13 protein-coding genes and 2 pseudogenes are annotated in these 17901 nt (G+C 70.8%); 5 read left to right on the top strand and 10 right to left on the bottom strand.

All coding sequences use genetic code 11. From position 1 onward, the window contains the following. The 4 genes from ACZ6AA_RS26440 to ACZ6AA_RS26425 form a co-directional block, all read right to left on the bottom strand. Positions 1-1059 (bottom strand): iron-siderophore ABC transporter substrate-binding protein, encoded by a 1059-nt coding sequence (locus ACZ6AA_RS26440; RefSeq protein ID WP_468455512.1) that lies wholly within the window; start codon positions 1057-1059, stop codon positions 1-3. 114 nt (positions 1060-1173) lie between these two features. Beyond that, a complete protein-coding gene (locus ACZ6AA_RS26435) occupies positions 1174-2013 on the bottom strand; it encodes an ABC transporter ATP-binding protein (protein ID WP_468455510.1) in 840 nt (279 codons plus the stop codon). 43 nt (positions 2014-2056) lie between these two features. Then, positions 2057-3151, bottom strand: a complete 1095-nt coding sequence (locus ACZ6AA_RS26430) for a FecCD family ABC transporter permease (protein WP_468455509.1) — start codon at positions 3149-3151, stop codon at positions 2057-2059. 34 nt (positions 3152-3185) lie between these two features. Continuing rightward, a complete protein-coding gene (locus ACZ6AA_RS26425) occupies positions 3186-4241 on the bottom strand; it encodes a FecCD family ABC transporter permease (RefSeq protein ID WP_468455507.1) in 1056 nt (351 codons plus the stop codon). Between the two features lie 238 nt (positions 4242-4479). Here ACZ6AA_RS26425 and ACZ6AA_RS26420 point away from each other — a divergent pair, with 238 nt between their 5' ends. Then, complete coding sequence (locus tag ACZ6AA_RS26420; RefSeq protein WP_468455505.1) at positions 4480-5427, top strand: methionyl-tRNA formyltransferase; 948 nt, start codon at positions 4480-4482, stop codon at positions 5425-5427. Positions 5428-5494: 67 nt separating this feature from the next. Here ACZ6AA_RS26420 and ACZ6AA_RS26415 read toward each other — a convergent pair. From ACZ6AA_RS26415 to ACZ6AA_RS26405, 3 genes and pseudogenes are all read right to left on the bottom strand, one after another. Beyond that, a pseudogene (locus ACZ6AA_RS26415) lies at positions 5495-7009 on the bottom strand (ATP-binding response regulator); the annotation flags it as partial. 192 nt (positions 7010-7201) lie between these two features. Then, positions 7202-8980: pseudogene (locus ACZ6AA_RS26410) on the bottom strand (nSTAND1 domain-containing NTPase); the annotation flags it as partial. A gap of 4 nt (positions 8981-8984) precedes the next feature. Continuing rightward, positions 8985-9287: a CU044_2847 family protein gene (locus ACZ6AA_RS26405; protein WP_468455503.1), complete on the bottom strand. Its 303-nt coding sequence runs from the start codon at positions 9285-9287 to the stop codon at positions 8985-8987. 573 nt (positions 9288-9860) lie between these two features. Here ACZ6AA_RS26405 and aceB point away from each other — a divergent pair. Next, positions 9861-11480, top strand: a complete 1620-nt coding sequence (gene aceB, locus ACZ6AA_RS26400; protein WP_471460333.1) for a malate synthase A — start codon at positions 9861-9863, stop codon at positions 11478-11480. Next, entirely contained in the window at positions 11477-12346 is an 870-nt protein-coding gene (locus tag ACZ6AA_RS26395; RefSeq protein WP_471460331.1) for a 3-hydroxybutyryl-CoA dehydrogenase, read from the top strand. The genes aceB and ACZ6AA_RS26395 overlap by 4 nt, the downstream gene beginning before the upstream one ends. Before the next feature lie 69 nt (positions 12347-12415). Here ACZ6AA_RS26395 and ACZ6AA_RS26390 read toward each other — a convergent pair whose 3' ends face one another. The 3 genes from ACZ6AA_RS26390 to ACZ6AA_RS26380 all read right to left on the bottom strand — a co-directional run bounded on the left by ACZ6AA_RS26390 (position 12416) and on the right by ACZ6AA_RS26380 (position 15300). Continuing rightward, on the bottom strand, positions 12416-13720 hold the full coding sequence (locus ACZ6AA_RS26390) for an NAD(P)/FAD-dependent oxidoreductase (RefSeq protein ID WP_471460330.1): 1305 nt from the start codon (positions 13718-13720) through the stop codon (positions 12416-12418). After that, a complete protein-coding gene (locus tag ACZ6AA_RS26385; protein ID WP_468455495.1) occupies positions 13720-14043 on the bottom strand; it encodes a 2Fe-2S iron-sulfur cluster-binding protein in 324 nt (107 codons plus the stop codon). The genes ACZ6AA_RS26390 and ACZ6AA_RS26385 overlap by 1 nt, the downstream gene beginning before the upstream one ends. 327 nt (positions 14044-14370) lie before the next feature. Continuing rightward, complete coding sequence (locus tag ACZ6AA_RS26380; RefSeq protein ID WP_468455493.1) at positions 14371-15300, bottom strand: LysR family transcriptional regulator; 930 nt, start codon at positions 15298-15300, stop codon at positions 14371-14373. Between the two features lie 226 nt (positions 15301-15526). On the opposite strand from ACZ6AA_RS26380, the gene ACZ6AA_RS26375 reads away from it, so the two are divergent. Together ACZ6AA_RS26375 and cydB are read left to right on the top strand one after the other, a co-directional pair. Continuing rightward, entirely contained in the window at positions 15527-16801 is a 1275-nt protein-coding gene (locus ACZ6AA_RS26375; protein ID WP_471460328.1) for a cytochrome ubiquinol oxidase subunit I, read from the top strand. A gap of 81 nt (positions 16802-16882) precedes the next feature. Beyond that, positions 16883-17899 (top strand): cytochrome d ubiquinol oxidase subunit II, encoded by a 1017-nt coding sequence (cydB, locus tag ACZ6AA_RS26370; RefSeq protein WP_471460326.1) that lies wholly within the window; start codon positions 16883-16885, stop codon positions 17897-17899. The last annotated feature ends 2 nt before the right edge of the window (positions 17900-17901 follow it).

Here is a 17901-nt window from a genome sequence, read left to right as displayed (position 1 = left end):
CTAGTCGACCGACTTGACGAGTTCGTCGATCGCGTAGGGCAGGGACAGCAGGGTGGCCTGGGACATGGCCGCGCCGACCGCCGGGCCCTCGCTGTCGAGCAGGTAGGACACGTTGCCCTTCTTGACCGCGTCCAGGTTGGTGAAGAGCTTGAACTTCTTCAGCGCGGCCTGGTCGGCCTTGTCGTTGATGACGTAGATGTGGTCGACGTCGACCAGGTCGGTGCGCTCCGGGGAGAGCTGGGTGGAGAAGTTGCCGTCCGCGACCTTGTCGATCTCGGTCTGGTACTTGTAGCCGATGCCCGTCAGGAGGCGGCCGCGCACGTCGGTGGAGGTGAACGGCGCGAGGGACTTCTTGTACCAGGACAGCGCGACGGCGGTCTGGTTCGCGAGCTTCGGGTGGTCCTTCTTGGCCTTGTCGAGCTTGGCCTGGATGCCCGCGACCAGCTTCTTGCCCTTGGCCTCCTGGCCGAGGGCCTTGCCGATGTGCACGGCGTTGTCCTGCCAGGGAGCGCTGAAGAGCTCCTTCTCGCCCTTGGTGCGGCCCACCGTCGGGGCGATCTTGGAGAGCTTGTCGTAGGCGGCCTTGTCGACCTCGGAGTACACCGCGATGATCAGGTCCGGACGGAGCGCGGCGATCTTCTCGTAGTTGGGGCCGGAGTCACCGTTCTTCATGATGACCTCGGGCTTGGTGTCGCCCCACTCCTTCTTCACCCACGGCCACTGGGTGTTGATGTCGGGGGACTTGCCCGCCGGGTTCGGGTACTGGTCGGTCATGCCGACCGGCTTCACGCCGAACGCCAGGACGGCCTGGTCGTCGGTGTATCCGACGGTGACGACCCGCTTGGGGGCCTTCTTCACCTCGGTGGAACCGAACGCGTGCTCCACGGTGACGGGGAACTTGCCGGCGGCGGCCGGGGCGTTCTTGTCGCCGTTGTCCCCGTCGTCCTTCTTGTCCGAACCGCATCCCGCGAGGAGTCCGACACCGAGGGTCGCGGCGGACACTACGGCCGCCAGTCGCCGCCAGGACCGCCTCTTGAGCGTCGTTCCATGGAGATGCATCCGAGATCCCTTGCTTTCACGCTGACCAGTGCGCCCCTGCCTTAGGGCAGCCAAACTTTATCCTGCCAAAGTGAGGTTAGCCTAGCCTAACCTTCAACTTGTCGCGTCAAGAGTTCAGTCGAGCGATACATGCGTACGACCGATGGGCACGATCAACGGCCGATCCCCCACCGGGTCGTCAATCACCTTGGCGCGCAGCCCGAATGCCTCTTCCAGCAGTTCCGCGGTGATCACATCACGCGGATGCCCCTGCGCCAGGATCGACCCCTCGCGCATCACGATGAGGTTGTCGCTGTAGCGCGTCGCCAGATTCAGGTCGTGCAGCACCATGACCACGGCGCAGCCCGACTCGTGCAGATCGTCGACGAGGTCGAGTACGTCGACGGCGTGCGCCAGGTCCAGATACGTCGTCGGCTCGTCGAGGAGCAGCAGATCGGTGCCCTGGGCCAGGGTCATCGAGATCCAGACGCGCTGGCGCTGGCCGCCGGAGAGGGAGTCGACGGGCCGGTCGGCCAGGTCGGAGACGCCGGTCATGGCGAGGGCGCGCTCGACGACGGCGGCGTCGTCCGAGGACCACTGGCGCAGCCAGCTCTGGTGCGGATGGCGGCCCCGGGCGACCAGGTCGGACACGGTCAGGCCCTCCGGCGCGACCGGCGCCTGCGGCAGCAGCCCGAGCTTCTTCGCCACGTCCTTGGTCCTGAGCTTGACGATGTCCTCGCCGTCGAGCACGACCGACCCCTTGGTCGGCTTCAACAGGCGCGCCAGCGTCCGCAGGAGGGTCGACTTTCCGCAGCCGTTGGGGCCGATGATGGTGGTGATCACTCCTGGCGGTATCGCCACGTCGAGACCGTCGATGACGGTCCGCGCGCCGTATCCGACGCTGACGCCTTTCGCCGCGAGCCGCGAGGCGTCATCGACCCCGGACTCGATCTCGGTGATGTACTGAGCGACCACAAGCCCCCCTCATTTATTTAGGTTTGCCTCACCTTTGTACCAGTTATTTGAGGTTCGCCCGCACCAGCAGATAGACGAGGAAAGGACCGCCGATCACAGCGGTGACCACGCCTACCGGGACCGTGATCGGCAGCGCGGTGCGCGCGACCAGGTCCGAGCCGATGAGGAGCAGCGCCCCCACCATCCCCGAGGCCACCAACGGCGGTGTGGGGCAGCGCGCCAGACGCATCGCCACCTGCGGCGCCACCAGGGCGACGAACGGCACCGGGCCCGCGGCGCTCACCGCCACGGCGGCGAGCAGCACCGCACACAGGAGCAGGACCGCGCGCACCACCCCGAAGCGCACCCCGAGGCCCGCGGCGACCTCGTCGCCGAAGTGCAGCGGCTTGAACTGGAAGGCGACGCACGCCACGACGACCAGCAGGCCGAGCGTCCCCCACAGCGCGATCCAGACCTCGTCCCACGACCGGTTGTCCAGCGAGCCGACCAGCCACACCTGGGCGCGGGCCACGTCCTTGATGTCGGCCTTGACGAGCAGCCAGGTGGTGATGGCCTCCATCATGGCGCTCGCCGAGATGCCGATGAGGATGAGCCGGAAGCCGTCGATCCCCCGCCGCCACGCCAGGAAGTACACGAGCAGTCCGGTGCCGAGGCCGCCCGCGAGCGCCGCCGCGGACAGGCCGACGGAGCTGACGGCCGCCGCGGCGGCGCCGCCCGACACCGTGATCATGAACACCGCGACCGCGCTGGCGCCCTGTGTGATGCCCAGGATGTCGGGGCTGGCCAGCGGGTTGCGGGCGATGGACTGGGTGAGCGCGCCCGACACCCCGAGCGCGATGCCGACGACGAGCCCGGCGAGGGCGCGCGGCATCCGCAGATCCATGATCACGAACTCGTCGACCTGCTCGCCCCGGCCGAAGAGGGTGGCGACGACCTGGGACAGGCCGATGGGGAAGTCCCCGATGCTGATGGACAGGCAGAACAGCAGGAAGGTCGCCGCCGCGAGGACCAGCGTGACGCACGCGATCCACGGCCGCCACACGAACGACACGCTGCCGAGCCGCACGCCCGGCGCCACCGTTGCCTTCACCTCTGTCCCGCTCCCCCGTACCATTTCGCTGCGCTCTGTCCCGTTCATCCGCTTGTGAACTCTCCGCGTCGCCCTGTCCGGTTCATGCGCTCTTGAACTTTCCGCGCCACACCAGGACGGCGAAGAACGGGGCGCCGAGCAGCGCGACCACGACCCCCGCCTCCAGCTCGCCCGGGCGCACCACCAGACGCCCCACGATGTCGCAGAACAGCAGGACGACGGCGCCGAGCAGGCCCGCGTACGGCACCAGCCAGCGGTAGTCGGGCCCGGTCAGATAGCGGGCCAGGTGGGCCACCATCAGGCCGAGGAACGCGATGGGGCCGCACGCCGCCGTCGCCGCGCCCGCGAGCAGGGTGATGGCGGTGATGCCGATGGTGCGGCTCAGGGCGATGTTCACGCCGAGGCCGCGTGCCACGTCGTCGCCGAGGTTGAGCAGGTTGAGGGCGGGCAGCGTGATCAGCGCGAGGACCAGGCCGACGCCGACGAACGCGGTGATCGGCCAGATGACGTCGAAGTCGACTCCGGCCACGGAGCCCGCGTTCCAGAACCGCAGGGCGTTCAGGGACTCGCGGTCCGACAGCGCGACCGCGGTGGTCATGGCCGCGAGGAACACCGTGATCCCCTGTCCGGCGAGGGCCAGCGTCAACGGGTTGCCCGCTCCCCGGCCGATGCTCGCGAGCCCGAACACGACGACACCGGCGACCGCCGCGCCGAGGAAGCCGAACCAGACGTACTGGAACGGGCTGGAGAGCCCGAACACGGCGATCACCGAGACCACCGCGAACGAGGCGCCGGCGTTCACGCCCAACAGGCCCGTGTCGGCGATCGGGTTGCGCGTGTATCCCTGGATGAGCGCCCCGCCGACGCCGAGGGCGATACCCGCCACGATCGCGAGGGTCGTGCGGGGCACCCGCACGGTCTCCACGATGAGCCGGATCTCGTTGAGCCGCCGATCGGACTCCGGTCCCGCGAACAGTCCGTGCCACACCTCGGCGGGAGTCAACGCCCGCGCGCCGACGGCCAGAGACACCGCCGCCATGACCACGAGGAGCAGTACCAGGATGCCCAGACCCACGACCCGCCGTCGACGGGCGTCCACCACCCCGGCCACGGGGCGCTCAACTGCAGTCGTGCTCATGTCGAAGTACGTTATCCCTTTGATCATCCAGGGACGCGGCCACCCTGCGGGCATGCTGACGAACGGCGCGTCATGGAGCTTAGGTGAGCCTAAGCTGAATGCGCGCACGTGTCGACAGGGCAAATGGGAATACTCGGCACGGCGGCCCACCAACGGGGGTGGCGCGAGCGCACATTGAAAACTAAGGTAAGCCTTGCTTTACTGGCGCAGGTCATTCCCTGTCCTGAGGAGGAACCCCATGCGGGTCGTCATGTTCGGCTATCAGACCTGGGGGCACCGCACGCTCCAGGCCCTTCTCGATTCCGAGCACGACGTGGTCCTCGTGGTGACGCATCCCAAGAGCGAGCACGCGTACGAGAAGATCTGGAGCGACTCGGTCGCCGACCTCGCCGAGGAGCACGGCATCCCCGTCCTCCTGCGCAACCGCCCCGACGACGAGGAGCTGTTCGCGCGCCTGGAGGAGGCCGCGCCCGACATCATCGTCGCCAACAACTGGCGCACCTGGATCCCGCCGCGCATCTTCGGTCTGCCCCGCCACGGCACGCTGAACATCCACGACTCGCTCTTGCCGAAGTACGCCGGGTTCTCCCCGCTGATCTGGGCGCTCATCAACGGCGAGCCCGAAGTGGGCGTCACCGCGCACATGATGAACGACGAGCTGGACGCCGGTGACGTCGTCCGCCAGGAGGCCGTCCCGGTCGGCCCGACGGACACCGCCACCGACCTCTTCCACAAGACGGTCGACCTCATCGCCCCGGTCACGGTCGGCGCCCTCGACCTGATCGCCTCCGGCCAGACGGAGTTCACCCCGCAGGACCGCTCCCAGGCGAGCTTCTTCCACAAGCGCTCACTAGAGGACAGCCGGATCGACTGGACCTGGCCCGCGGCGGACCTCGAGCGCCTGGTCCGCGCCCAGTCCGAGCCGTACCCCAGCGCGTACACCTTCCACAAGGGCAAGCGCCTGGAGATCCTCGCGGCGGTCGTGTCCGAGGGCAAGTACGGCGGCACGCCCGGCCGCATCTTCTACCGCGAGGGCGAGGGCGTGGCGATCGTCGCCGGGGCCGACGCCCGCACCGGCCGCAACCACGGCCTGGCCATCACGCGCGTGCGCACCGAGGACGGCCGGGAGCTGTCGGCGGCGGACTACTTCACGTCGATGGGCGGCTATCTGACCACCCGCCCCTGAGGCGCCACGCCCGTCGTGGCCGGTGGGTGCGGCAGTCGCCCGGCACCGGCCACGACGGGCTGCTCCGTCAACTCCCTTGGCTTCCCGGGCTCCCCTGGATTCCCTTGGGTGTCCGTGCCCAGTGCCCCACCAGGGTCAGCAGGTGCTCGACGTCGATCGGCTTGGTCACATAGTCCGAGGCGCCCGCCATGATGGCCTTCTCGCGGTCGCCCTTCATCGCCTTGGCGGTGAGAGCGATGATCGGCAGCTGTGCGTGCTGCGGCATCTTGCGGATCATCGACATGGTCACGTACCCGTCCATCTCCGGGATCATGATCTCCATGAGGACGATCGCGACATCGGGGTGCCGACCGAGGGCGTCGACGCACTCCTGCCCGTTCTCGGCGTACAGCACCTGGAGGCCGTGCCGTTCCAGACTCGCCGTCAGCGCGAAGACGGTACGGATGTCGTCGACGATCAGCACCTTCTCGCCGCGGAACTCGGCCTCCGCGCCGGGGGCGACCGTCATGCCCTGCCGCGGTGCCGGGAGCCGGCTGATGACCTCCGCCGAAGCCTCGGGCTGCGAAAGGCGGTAGCGCGGGTCGCTCCCCGACGCCCCGTCCGTGAACGTGTGCAGCGGCAGGTACAGGGTGAAGGTGGAGCCGCGTCCCGGCTCGCTCACCGCGTGGATCTCGCCGCCGAGCAGCCGCGCGATCTCCCGGCTGATCGAAAGCCCGAGGCCCGTGCCGCCGTACTTGCGGCTGGTCGTGCCGTCGGCCTGCTTGAAGGCCTCGAAGATCACCCGCATGTTCCCGGGCGCGATGCCGATGCCGGTGTCGGTCACGGAGAAGGCGATCAGGTCGGCGTCGGCGTCCCGCAGCGACCCGGCTTCGAGCAGCTGCTTCCGGATCTCGTCGGGCACGTCCGCGGCGCCGGGCCGGATCACCAGCTTGACCTCGCCGGTGTCGGTGAACTTCACCGCGTTGGACAGGAGGTTGCGCAGGACCTGCAGCACCCGGCTCTCGTCGGTGCGCAGCGACGGCGGCAGCCCCGACGACACCTCCACGCCGAAGCGGAGGTTCTTGTCGGAGGCGAGCGGGCCGAAGACGGCGGCCACGTAGTCGACGAGCCGGTCGAGGAGGATCAGGGTCGGACTGACGCCCATCTTGCCCGCCTCGACCTTCGACAGGTCGAGGATGTCGTTGATCAGCTGGAGCAGGTCCGCGCCCGCGCCGTGAATGGTCTCGGCGAACTCCACCTGCCGGGGCGTGAGATTGCCCTCCGAGTTGTCGGCGAGCAGCTTGGCGAGGATCAGCAACGAGTTGAGCGGCGAGCGCAGTTCGTACGACATGTTCCCCAGGAACTCGGACTTGTAGCGCATCGACACCGCGAGCTGCTCGGCGCGCTCCTCAAGGACCTGCCGGGCCTCTTCGATCTCGGTGTTCTTGACCTCGATGTCGCGGTTCTGCCGGGCGAGCAGCTCGGCCTTGCGCTCCAGTTCGGTGTTGGACGCCTGGAGCGCCCGCTGCGAGGTCTCCAACTCGGCCGAGCGTTGCTGGAGTTGCACGGTCAGCAGCTGCGAGGCACTGAGCATCTGCTCCGTCCGCTGCTGCGCCGTGATCTCCTCGCGGCTGCGCTCGATGAGGCCGACGACCGCCTCGGGGATGTCCGCCGCGCGCTCCCCCAGCCAGCGGTCCGCCTCCGACAGGCGTGCCGCGGACAGCAGATCGGCCTCCGTGGCGCGCTCCTCGACCACGGCGAGCCACTGCTGAAAGTCGGCGTCCTCCTCCACCCAGGTGGCGAGCCGCGCCCACTCCCGGATCAGGGCCTCGTGCGCGATCTCCGCGGTGTCGGGTCCGCCGGTGCCGAGGACCACGAGGCGCTGCTCGGGGTCGGCGAGGAGCTGCGCGATGTACCAGTCCTTGGCGAGGTGGGTGCGGTGGGCGGTGACGCGGACGGCGCTGGTGGCGCCGCCGCGGGCGCGGACCATGGACAGCAGGACGCGGCGGATGCGGGGTTCGCCCAGTTGCTGGGCGAGGAGGCGGTAGACCTTCTCCGCGTGCTGGTTCAGGGCTCCGGAGACTCCGCCGAGGCCCTGGTAGCTGTCGAAGCTGAGCCGCCGGTCGTGCTGGAGCGACCACAGTTCGGTCAGCGTGAACTCCAGGAGCGGCAGGCTGCCCGCGGCCTTGCTCGCCTCGGCGGCGATGGCTTCGGCGAGGCCGGGGGTGAAGGTGACTCCCGCGACCTCGGCCGGTTCGACGATCACGCGGATGAGGGCCGCCTCGTCCAGCGGGGACACATTCAACTGCCGGTCCTGGAGGCGGGGTCCGATGTCCGGGAGCTCCAGCAGGTCGGGCAGGAAGTCGGCGCGCAGGGTCGCCACGAGCCGGACGTCGGGGTCCTGGGCGACGTCGGGCGGGGGCAGCAGCCGCTGGAGGAACTCCAGTTGTTCGGCCCGGTCGGCGCTGCCGCTCAGGACCTCCTCGAACTGGTCGGCGATCAGCGCGAGACGGCGGCCGGTGAGCACCCGCAGCCGTGAGGCGACCGTCCAGAACCCTTCCTCCCGCAGGGCGCGGGTCCTGTGCTCCAGCTCTTCGAGGCTGTGGGCCCGCTGCGGGTGCTCAAGCTCCAGCAGGGCGCGGGCCACGGCGTCGAAGGGGGACATCCCCGGGCGGAACGAGGCGATCGCCCAGCCCGCCGACGCCAGTTCGGGCTGGAGGCCCGCCGCCACCAGGGACGACTTGCCCACGCCCGACGGTCCCGTGACCATCACCAGGGGCTGGGCCTTCACCATGAGCCGGAGCCGTTCGACCTCGCGTTCCCGGCCGACGAACACGCCCGCCAGCGCGTCCTCGGCGCTGAACGCCTGCAGTCCGCGGTAGGGGCACGGGGGCAGCACGCTCCGGCCGAGGGCGTCGGGCCAGGCCGCGGAGACCTCTGCCAGGGGCACGGCGTAGGCGTCGGGGGCGGCGCCTTCGCGGCTCGCCACGGCCAGCATGCCGACGACGGCGTCGCCCCAGCGGTCGGTGACGATGACGGGCGACCCGCTGTATCCCGGCTGCGCCCGCAGCGCGGACTCGCTGGCCGTGTCGAGTTGTATGAGCCCGCCGCCGACCGCGCCCCGCAGCACGCAGGTGGACCAGGCGCCGTTGGCCTTGCGGGGCGGGTTGCCCGGGTAGCCGAAGGCCTTCACCTGGGCGTCGCCGAGCAGGCCCGTGCGGGCGTCGATGAGCCGGGCCGCGCCCGCGCTCACGGGCAGGGTGTCCCCGCCGACCAGGGCGAGCCCGGCGACGTCCCGGCCCGCGCGGCCGACGCCCGGCGGCGGGTCCCAGGAGCTGATCCGGCAGTGCCGCAGGGGCCCGCCCTCCGCGTCTCCGAGCAGCACGAACTCGACCTGCACCCGGGCATCGCCCGGGGGTCGCTCCGCGCACGCCTTGTCCCGCTCCAGCGCCACATTGACCACATGGGCGCACGTCACGATCTCCTTGTCGCCGACGACGAACCCGACGCCGATGGGCGTCCCCGTCGCCGCGGCGCGGATCTTGACGACGAATCCCTCGCGCTGCGCTCCCATGAAGTCAGGGGCGGTTCCACGTCAGCCGGACGGTGAAGTTCACTTCGGCGGTGCCCTTGGCGATGATCACGCCGGTCTCGCCGCCCATCTTCAGGCCGAACTCCAGCTCCGCCGCGTCCGGACCCAGCTCGCGCAGGGTGTCGGCGACGCGTGAGAGCGTCGGCTTGACCTGGTCCAAGGCCTCGTCGAGCGACACCCGCGCGCGTGCGACCACCCCGCCCCCGGCGGCCAGTTCGAGGTCCGTGGCGTCCGCGTCGACGTCGACCTCGAACACGGCGGCCCCCTCACCACCGTCGTCGAGCCTCATGGTCAACTGCTGTGGCACAGCACATCCCCCCACTCAGGGCCTCACACCCGACTGACGTCCGCCGACGCCTCCCATCCTGGGTGACCACGCCCGGTCCCGGAGGCGTATTCGGGGGATCCGGTCCGGGGACCCGGCGGACAGCCTCCTCGCGCACGGCCCGCGGTCACGCCCGTGCGCCGGTGGCCGTGCGGGCGGACCAGCCCGTTCCACAGCCTTCGCAATCTTGGCAATCGGCCGACCGAAGATTCGCAGCAATTGGCAGCCGTCCAGCATTGATGGCACTCAGTGCCAGTGCCAGAGTCTCCCTACGGCACACCGGAACTCGGCAGCGGGAACACTCACCCCGTACGACAGGACCAGAGGCCGCAGTACGAAGACACGCGATGCCACCTCGATCCGCGAGGGCACGGGGCCTTCGCAGAGAAGACAAACGACTCATGTTCTGCCGGAGGGAGTTCCGCCGGGGGGAGCGTCGTCGGCCACCGGGCCGGTGGGGCTGGTCACGCGGTTCCCCGCGCCCCTCCCGGGGCTCCCCCTCAAGCCCCGCTCCCCCTCTCCCCTCAGGAGGACCCGATGTCCACCAGCGCCCTGACGCACCGCGCCCACGTCCTCGCCCCGCCCGGGCACCGTCACGACGAGATCCTCACGCCCGCCGCCCTGGACTTCGTCGGTCACCTCGCCGCGGCCTTCGGCGGCCGCCGCAAGGAACTCCTCAAGGAGCGCCGACGCCAGGCGCTGCGGCTCGCGTCGGGCTCCCCGCTCGACTTCCCCGTGGCCACCTCCCCCGTGCGGGCCGACCCGGCCTGGCGCGTGGCCCCGTCGGCGCCGGGCCTGGCCGACCGCCGGGTGGAGATCACCGGTCCGCCCGACCGGCGCATGGCGGTCACCGCGCTCAACTCCGGGGCCCGGGTCTGGATGGCCGACTTCGAGGACGCCACCTCGCCCACCTGGCAGAACGTCGTCGGCGGTCAGCTCACCCTGCTCGACGCCATCGAGCGCCGCATCGACTTCACCGCCGACGACGGCAAGGAGTACCGGCTCGGCGACCACGACCGGCTCGCCACCATCATGGTCCGCCCGCGCGGCTGGCATCTGGTCGAGGAGCACCTGGAGTTCGACGGCGAGCCGGTGCCTGCCGCCCTCGTGGACTTCGGCCTGTACTTCTTCCACTGCGCGCGGCGGCAGATCGAGGCAGGTCACGGCCCGTACTTCTACCTGCCGAAGCTGGAGAACCGGTACGAGGCGCGGCTGTGGAACGACATCTTCGTCGTCGCCCAGGACCTGCTCGGCATCCCCCGCGGCACCGTGCGCGCCACCGTCCTCATCGAGACGGTCACCGCGGCCGTGGAGATGGAGGAGATCCTCCACGAGCTGCGCGAGCACAGCGCCGGTCTCAACGCCGGGCGCTGGGACTATCTGTTCAGCCTGATCAAGACCTTCGGGCACCGCACGGACTTCCTGCTGCCCGACCGTGTGAAGGTCACGATGACGGCACCCTTCATGCGCGCCTACACCGACCTGCTCGTGCGCACCTGCCACCGGCGCGGCGCCCACGCCATCGGCGGCATGTCCGCGCAGGTGCCCGGCAGGGACCCGGCGGCAGCCGAGGCCGCGCTCGCCACGGTCCGCCTGGACAAGGAGCGGGAGGCGGAGGACGGCTTCGACGGCTCCTGGGTCGCCCACCCCGGCCTGGTGGCGGTGTGCGGGGAGGCGTTCGACGCCGTGCTCGGCGACCGGCCGCACCAGCTCGACCGGACGCGGGACGACGTGGAGGTGACCGCGGCCGACCTGCTGTCCACGCGTCGCGTCGGCGGCCCGCCCACGCCCGAGGGGGTGCGCACGAACATCGCGGTGGCGGTGCGGTACTTCGCGGCCTGGCTGCGGGGGCAGGGGGCCGTCGCGCTGGACGGGCTGATGGAGGACGCGGCGACCGCCGAGATCGCGCGGGTGCAGATCTGGCAGTGGCTGCGGCACCGGGTGCTCGACCGCGAGACGGTGCTACGGCTGCTCGACGCCGAGATCGACGCGCTCGGCGCCGACTACCCGTGGGCGGACGTCGACGCGGTGCGCGCGCTCTTCGAACGGACCACGCTGTCCGTGGAGTTGCCGCAGTTCTTCACGCCGGAGGCTTACGCGCGGCACCTCGTCCGGCACGCCGAGGCGCCGCTCCAGGACGCCGGAGCGCGGTCATGACGGGGCTCGTCCAGCGCGTCGGCGTGGTCGGCGGCGGTCAGATGGGGGCGGGCATCGCCGAGGTGTGCGCGCGGGCCGGGCTCGACACGGTGGTGTGCGAGGTCGACGCGGTGGCGGCCCGGGCGGCACGGGACCGGGTGACGTCGTCGTTCGACCGCGCGGTGCGCCGCGGCAGGCTGACGGGGGCGGAAGCGGCGGACGCGCTCGCGCGGATGGTCTTCACCGGCAGCCTGGAGGACCTGGCCGACCGGCAGTTGGTCGTCGAGGCCGTCGTGGAGAACCCGGACGCGAAGACCGAGGTGTTCGCCCTCCTCGACAAGGTCGTCGAGGATCCCGGGGCGATCCTCGCCACCAACACCTCCTCCCTTCCCGTGATGCGCCTCGGCATGGCGACCGGCCGCGCCGACCGGGTCGTGGGTCTGCACTTCTTCAACCCCGTCCCGGTGCTCGCACTGGTGGAGGTCGTGACGTCCCTGCACACGTCGGCGGAGACGGTGCGGGCGGTCGAGTACTTCGCGACCCGTACCCTCGGCAAGACGGTGATCCGCTCCCAGGACCGGGCCGGTTTCGTCGTCAACGCCCTTCTGATCCCCTACCTGTTGTCGGCGATCCGGATGGCGGAGTCCGGCTTCGCCTCCCCGGCCGACGTCGACGCGGGCATGGAGCTGGGGTGCGCGCACCCCATGGGCCCGCTCAAGCTCGCGGACCTGATCGGCCTGGACACCGTCGCCTCGATCGCGGAGTCCCTGTACGACGAGTTCAAGGAGCCCTTGTACGCCCCTCCCCCGATGCTCCAGCGCATGGTGGAAGCCGGACTGCTCGGCCGCAAGGCGGGCCGGGGCTTCCACACCTACGACCAGGGCTGAGGGGCCCGGGATCGGGCGGCCCGGGCTGAGGGGCCCGGGCCGCCCGACAGTTGCGACGCCGCCCGCCTGTTACGACGCCGCTCGGCCCGCCGCCGCGATTCCGCCCCGTCCGCCCCGTTCACCGCGGAGGCGCGCGAGGTGGCCCTTGAGGGTGAATCCCGGTGCTGCCGCGTCCCCCGGGCTCAACTGGGCGCCGTGGTCGAGGAGTCGGCGGGCCGCGAGGTGGTCGGCGGGGCGGTTGACGGACTCGACCGCCCGCAGGTCCTCACCGCGGAAGAGAAGCACCGAGAAGGCGTCGGGGTCGTCGCCGAGCACCGTCTCGGTGTCGTGCCCGTCGTCGTGTCCCGCGATCTGCACGGTGGTGGTGAACTGGTCGCTCCAGAACCAGGGCAGTTCCTCGTAGTGGGCGCGGGGCGCCCCGGTCAGCCGCGCGGCGACGAGCTGGGCGTGGCCGACGGCGTTCTGGACGGATTCGAGCCGCAGCCGCTTCCCGGAGCGCACCTGCGGGAACGCCGCGCAGTCCCCGATGGCCGAGATGTGCGGATCGCTCGTCAGCAGGCGGGCGTCGACGGTGATGCCGTCGCCGACCGGCAGACCGGCCGCGGCGGCCAGTCCCGTGCGCGGGGTGACACCGACGCCGATCAGGACCAGGTCGGCGGGCAGACGGCGGCCGTCGGCCAGTTCCACGGCCGCGACGCTTCCGTTCCGGTCCCCGCGCAGCGCCACGACCCTCTGCCCGAAAAGGAGTGGGGTGCCCTTCCCGCGGTGCAGGCGCGTGAAGTGCTCCGCGGTCCGCGCCGAGACGGCCCGGGCGAGCGGCCGGTCGAGCGTTTCGACGACCGTCACCTCACAGCCCGACTCCCGTGCGACGGCGGCGAATTCGAGCCCGAGGAACCCGGCTCCGACCACCACCGCGTACTGGGCGGCGGCCAGCGAGGCCCGCAGCGCGGCGGCGTCCTTCGCGGTACGCAGGGTGTGCACGCCCCGCAGCGCGGCGCCCGGCACGTCGAGGGTGCGCGGGCGGGCCCCGGTGGCCAGGACGAGATGGCCGTAGTCGTACGTCGATCCGTCGCCGAGGCGGACCGTGCGGGCGGCCGGGTCGATGGCCGTGACGGTGCCGCCGACCAGGTCGATCGAGTGGCGTACGTAGTACGTCGCGGGCCGCAGCCACAGCTGTTCGTCGCCCTCGCCGTGCCCGGTGGCCTTGAGGTAGGTCTTGGAAAGGGGCGGGCGCTCGTACGGGAGGGCGTCCTCGGCGCTGATGAGGGTGACGCGCCCCTGGTAGCCGTGCTCGCGCAGGGACGCGGCTGTCTGGTATCCGCCCTGTCCGGCGCCGACGATGACGACGGACGCGGGCCGTGTGTCGGTCGTCATCACTTCTGCCGTTCGGGGAGGTGGACGATCAGGCCGTCCAGGGCGGCGGTCACCGTGAGCTGGCAGCTCAGTCGGCTGCCCGGTCGGCGCGGGCAGGCGGTGAAGTCGAGCAGGTCGTCCTCGTCGGGCCTGGCCGGCTCCAGGCGGTCCAGGGTGGCGTCGTCCACGTAGACGTGGCAGGTGGCGCACTGCGCGTTGCCCGCGCACTGGGCGACGATGCCGTCGATGTCGTTGAAGACGGCGCCGCGCATGACGGTCGTGCCGGAGGGGACGTCGATGGAACGTGCGGTGCCGTCGACGGCGACGTAGGTGATTTCGGGCATGGCGGAACTCCTCGGTGGCGTCCGGCGGCGCGCGAGGGCGCGCGGCGGCACGGGTGCCGGTCACGTGTGGGTGGGGTGCGCGCACAGGGCTGTACGCGGCACGGGAAGAGGTAGGCGTGGATGGCGCTGCCGGTGGCCGGTGGGGGACGCGTCACCCCTGCCGACTCGCCATCGCCCGCTGGCCGTGGGGACACGCGACGTCCTGGGCCAGGGCTGTGGCAGCGGCTGGACAGTATCAGAGGAGTGCGCGGCGGGCCAGGGCGGATCCTGTCCGCTCCCGCGACGGGAGCGGGACGGCGCCGACACCGGCCAGGCCCCCGGCAGACGCTAGGAGGGACCCGACCTGCGCCCGCGGCGCGGGTCGGGCAGGCGGTGGGTCATGAACGGCCTGCTGGTGACGAACTCCTGGAATTTCAGGGCGGCTTCGGACAGGTAGGCGTCGCGGTTGCGCACCAGGGTGAGCACTCGATGGCAGTCGGCCACGTCCATGTGCACCCAGGCGACCGGGACGTGCGAGTCCGTACCGGCCTGGCGGGAGATCGCCGGGATGAGGCCGATCCCGAGACCCGCGCTGATCATGTCCTGGCTGGCGCCCGGTTCGTCGCCCTCGCAGGACAGCGTCGGCGCGAGCCCTTCGGAGGCGAACAGCCGGTCGAGGAGGGCGCGTTGCCAGTGGCCGACGCGTGTGGTGACGAACGGCTCGTCGGCGATCTCGGGGATCGTCACGCTCTCCCGCCCGTCGAGCCAGTGCCCGCGCGGGACGGCGAGCAGCACCTCCTCGCGGGCGAGCTCGACCGACTCCAGGTTCGCGCCGGTCAGTGGCTGTGAGGCCACGCAGAAGTCGATCTCTCCGGCGCGCAGTTGGCGTTCCATCTCCTGGGCCGTCGACTGGAAGAGCCGGACGTCGGCACGCGGGTGCGCGGCCCGGAAGCTGCCGAGGACGTGCGTGATGGTCAGCAGGGTCTCGGAGGCGACGCCGACCCGGCCGAGCCCGGTGTCCCGGGCGTCGCGCAGGGCCCTGCGGCCGTCGTCGAGCTCCCTGAGGGCGCGGTCGACGTGGCGCAGGAACATCGCGCCGTACGGGTTGAGCCGGATGCGGCGGCCCTCCCGGTCGAAGAGCGGGCAGCCGAGGTCGGCCTCCAGGCGCGCGATGGTGCGGCTCAGCGAGGGCTGGGCGACGCGCAGCTCCTCGGCGGCGCGGCTGATGTGCTCGTACCGCGCGACGGTCTGGAAGTAGCGCAACTGCAGAAGATCCACGGTCCACCTTTACTTATGCCTCTGCGGTCATCTTCACATGGTGAAATCGGTCTTGGAAGGCATAAGCGATTTTCCCTACGGTCGCTCCTGGGGTCACCGCACGGGTGACGGGCAACGGCGCCCGGCATCCGCACACGCGAAGCGGCGGCCCCACCCATGTCAGCCCACCCCCCGGCCACCCGTCCACCCGTCCCATCGGCCACCCGTCCCCCAGGAAGGTCGCATCATGAGCGCTGCGGAGCTGGCGCGACTCCAGTTCGCGGCCACGACCGGCATCCACTGGCTGTTCGTGATCCTCACCATGGGGCTCGTCCCCCTCGTGGCGATCATGCACACCCGGGCCGCGTTCACCCGTGATCCCGCCAAGAGAGCAGTCCGGGAGCGCATGACGCGCTTCTGGGGTCAGCTCTACGTCATCAACTACGCGGTCGGCATCGTCACCGGCCTCGTCATGGAGTTCCAGTTCGGGCTCAGCTGGAGCGGACTCAGCAAGTTCGCGGGCAATGTCTTCGGTGCCCCGCTGGCCCTCGAAACCCTCATCGCCTTCTTCGCCGAGTCCACCTTCCTCGGCATGTGGATCTTCGGCTGGGGGCGGCTGCGCCGGGGCACGCACGTCACACTGATCTGGCTGGTCGCCCTCACCGCGTACGCCTCCGGATACTGGATCCTGATCGCCAACGGCTTCATGCAGCACCCGGTCGGCTACGAAGTGCGCGACGGCGCCGCCTACCTGACCGACTTCGGGGCGCTGCTCACCAACTCCAGCGCCCTGGTCGCGCTCGGTCACATCGCGCTCGCCGCGCTGACGACGGGCGGTGTCTTCGTCGCCGGGGTCAGCGCCTACCACTTCCTGCGGCGCACCGAGGAGACCGAACTGTTCCGCGGGTCCCTGCGGCTCGGCCTCTGGGTGGCCACGGTCGCCTCCTTCTTCGTTGTCGTCGTCGGCGAACTCCAGCGGCCCGTGATCGAGCGGACGCAGCCCATGAAGGACGCGGTCCTGCGGAACAGCGGCGTCGCCGAGGTGCAGGCGCGGCTCGTCGGGGAGTACGGCCCCGGCGACTACGTGCCCTGGCAGGACACCATCCGCATCTCGATGGACGTGATGACCGTCATCGGCAACACCGTCTCCACCCTCACCTTCATCGCCGTCATCCTGCTGTGGAAGGACCGGCTGCTGCGCTGGCGCCCCTGCCTGTGGGTACTTGTCGCGTCGGTCCCGTTCCCCTTCATCGCCTCCGCGGGCGGCTGGGTCGTCCGCGAGGTCGGCCGCCAACCCTGGCTGGTGTACGGCGAGTTGACGGTCGAGGACGCGCTCTCCCACGTCAGTACGGCCTCGCTGGCCGTGTCCTGTGCCGTGTTCATCGCCGTCTTCGGCGCGCTGGCCGTGACGAACTGGGCCCTCATCACCCGGTTCGCCCGCCGCGGCCCGGACGCCACTCAGCTCGGCGCCACCGAGCCGCTGGCGGCCGAGGCCGAGCCTGTGGCCGTCGCCGTGATCTGACTCCGCTCGCGTCCAGCACCTCCCCGCCCTGCCCACCCCTGCCCTTTCTGCCCTTCTGCCCTGTAAAGAGAGTTGAGCGAGATGAGTCTGGAGACCGCCTGGCTGGCCCTCCTCGGTCTGCTTCTCGCCGGGTACTTCGTACTCGGCGGATACGACTACGGCGTACAGATGCTGCATCCCTGGCTCGGCGGGAGAAAGGAGCGAGAGGCCGACCGGCACACCGCCCTCGATGCCATCGCCCCGTTCTTCCTCGGCAACGAGGTCTGGCTGGTCGCTTTCACAGGGGTGCTGTTCGGCGCCTTCCCGCATCTGGAGGGCACTCTGCTGTCCGGCCTGTATCCGCTGATCGTGGCGATCCTCGTCGGCCTGGTCCTCGGCAATGCCGCGATCCAGCTGCGCCGCCGTTCCCGCAGTGCCCGCGGGCGGCGCCGGTGGGACGTCCTGATCGTGTTCGGCGGCGGGCTTCCCGCCGTGTGCTGGGGACTTGTCGTGGGGCTGCTGCTGCACGGGGTGCCCCGGCGGGCCGACGGGAGTTTCCACATCGGGTTCGGTGATGTGTTCTCGCCGTTCGTGCTGGCCTGCGGCGTGACGACCGCGCTGCTCTTCGCGGCGCACGGGGCGGTCTTCGTCGCACTGCGCTCCGACCCCGTACTCGCCGGGAGAGCACGGCACTTGGGGCTCGCGCTGCTGCGGGCGGTCGGCCTGATGGGCGCCCTGCCCCTGCTGCTCACGCTCTTCGGCGCCGGTGCCTCGATGACGAACAGGGCGACCTCGGCGGCCATCGCCGCCCTCTTCGCGGCGGCGCTCTGCGGGGCCTGGTGGTCCCTCTCCGGCGGACATCACGTCCGGGCGTTCGCGGCCACCTGCTGCGCGACCGCGCTGCCCGTGCTGCTCGTGGGGGCCGGGCACTACCCGTACCTCCTGACCAGCTCGGCGGGCCGCGGCCTGACAATCAGTCACGCCGTCACGGACGACGCCACCTTGAAGATCCTGAGCGCGTTCGGGGTGCTGGTGATCCCGGTGATCCTCGCTTACCAGACGTGGAGTTGGTGGGTCTTCCGGGGGCGGACGGGCCTGCGCCACCCCAGCTACTTCTGAGC

This window comes from Streptomyces sp. NPDC040610, from assembly GCF_055594065.1.
This window is presented reverse-complemented; position numbering and strand designations above follow the sequence as displayed.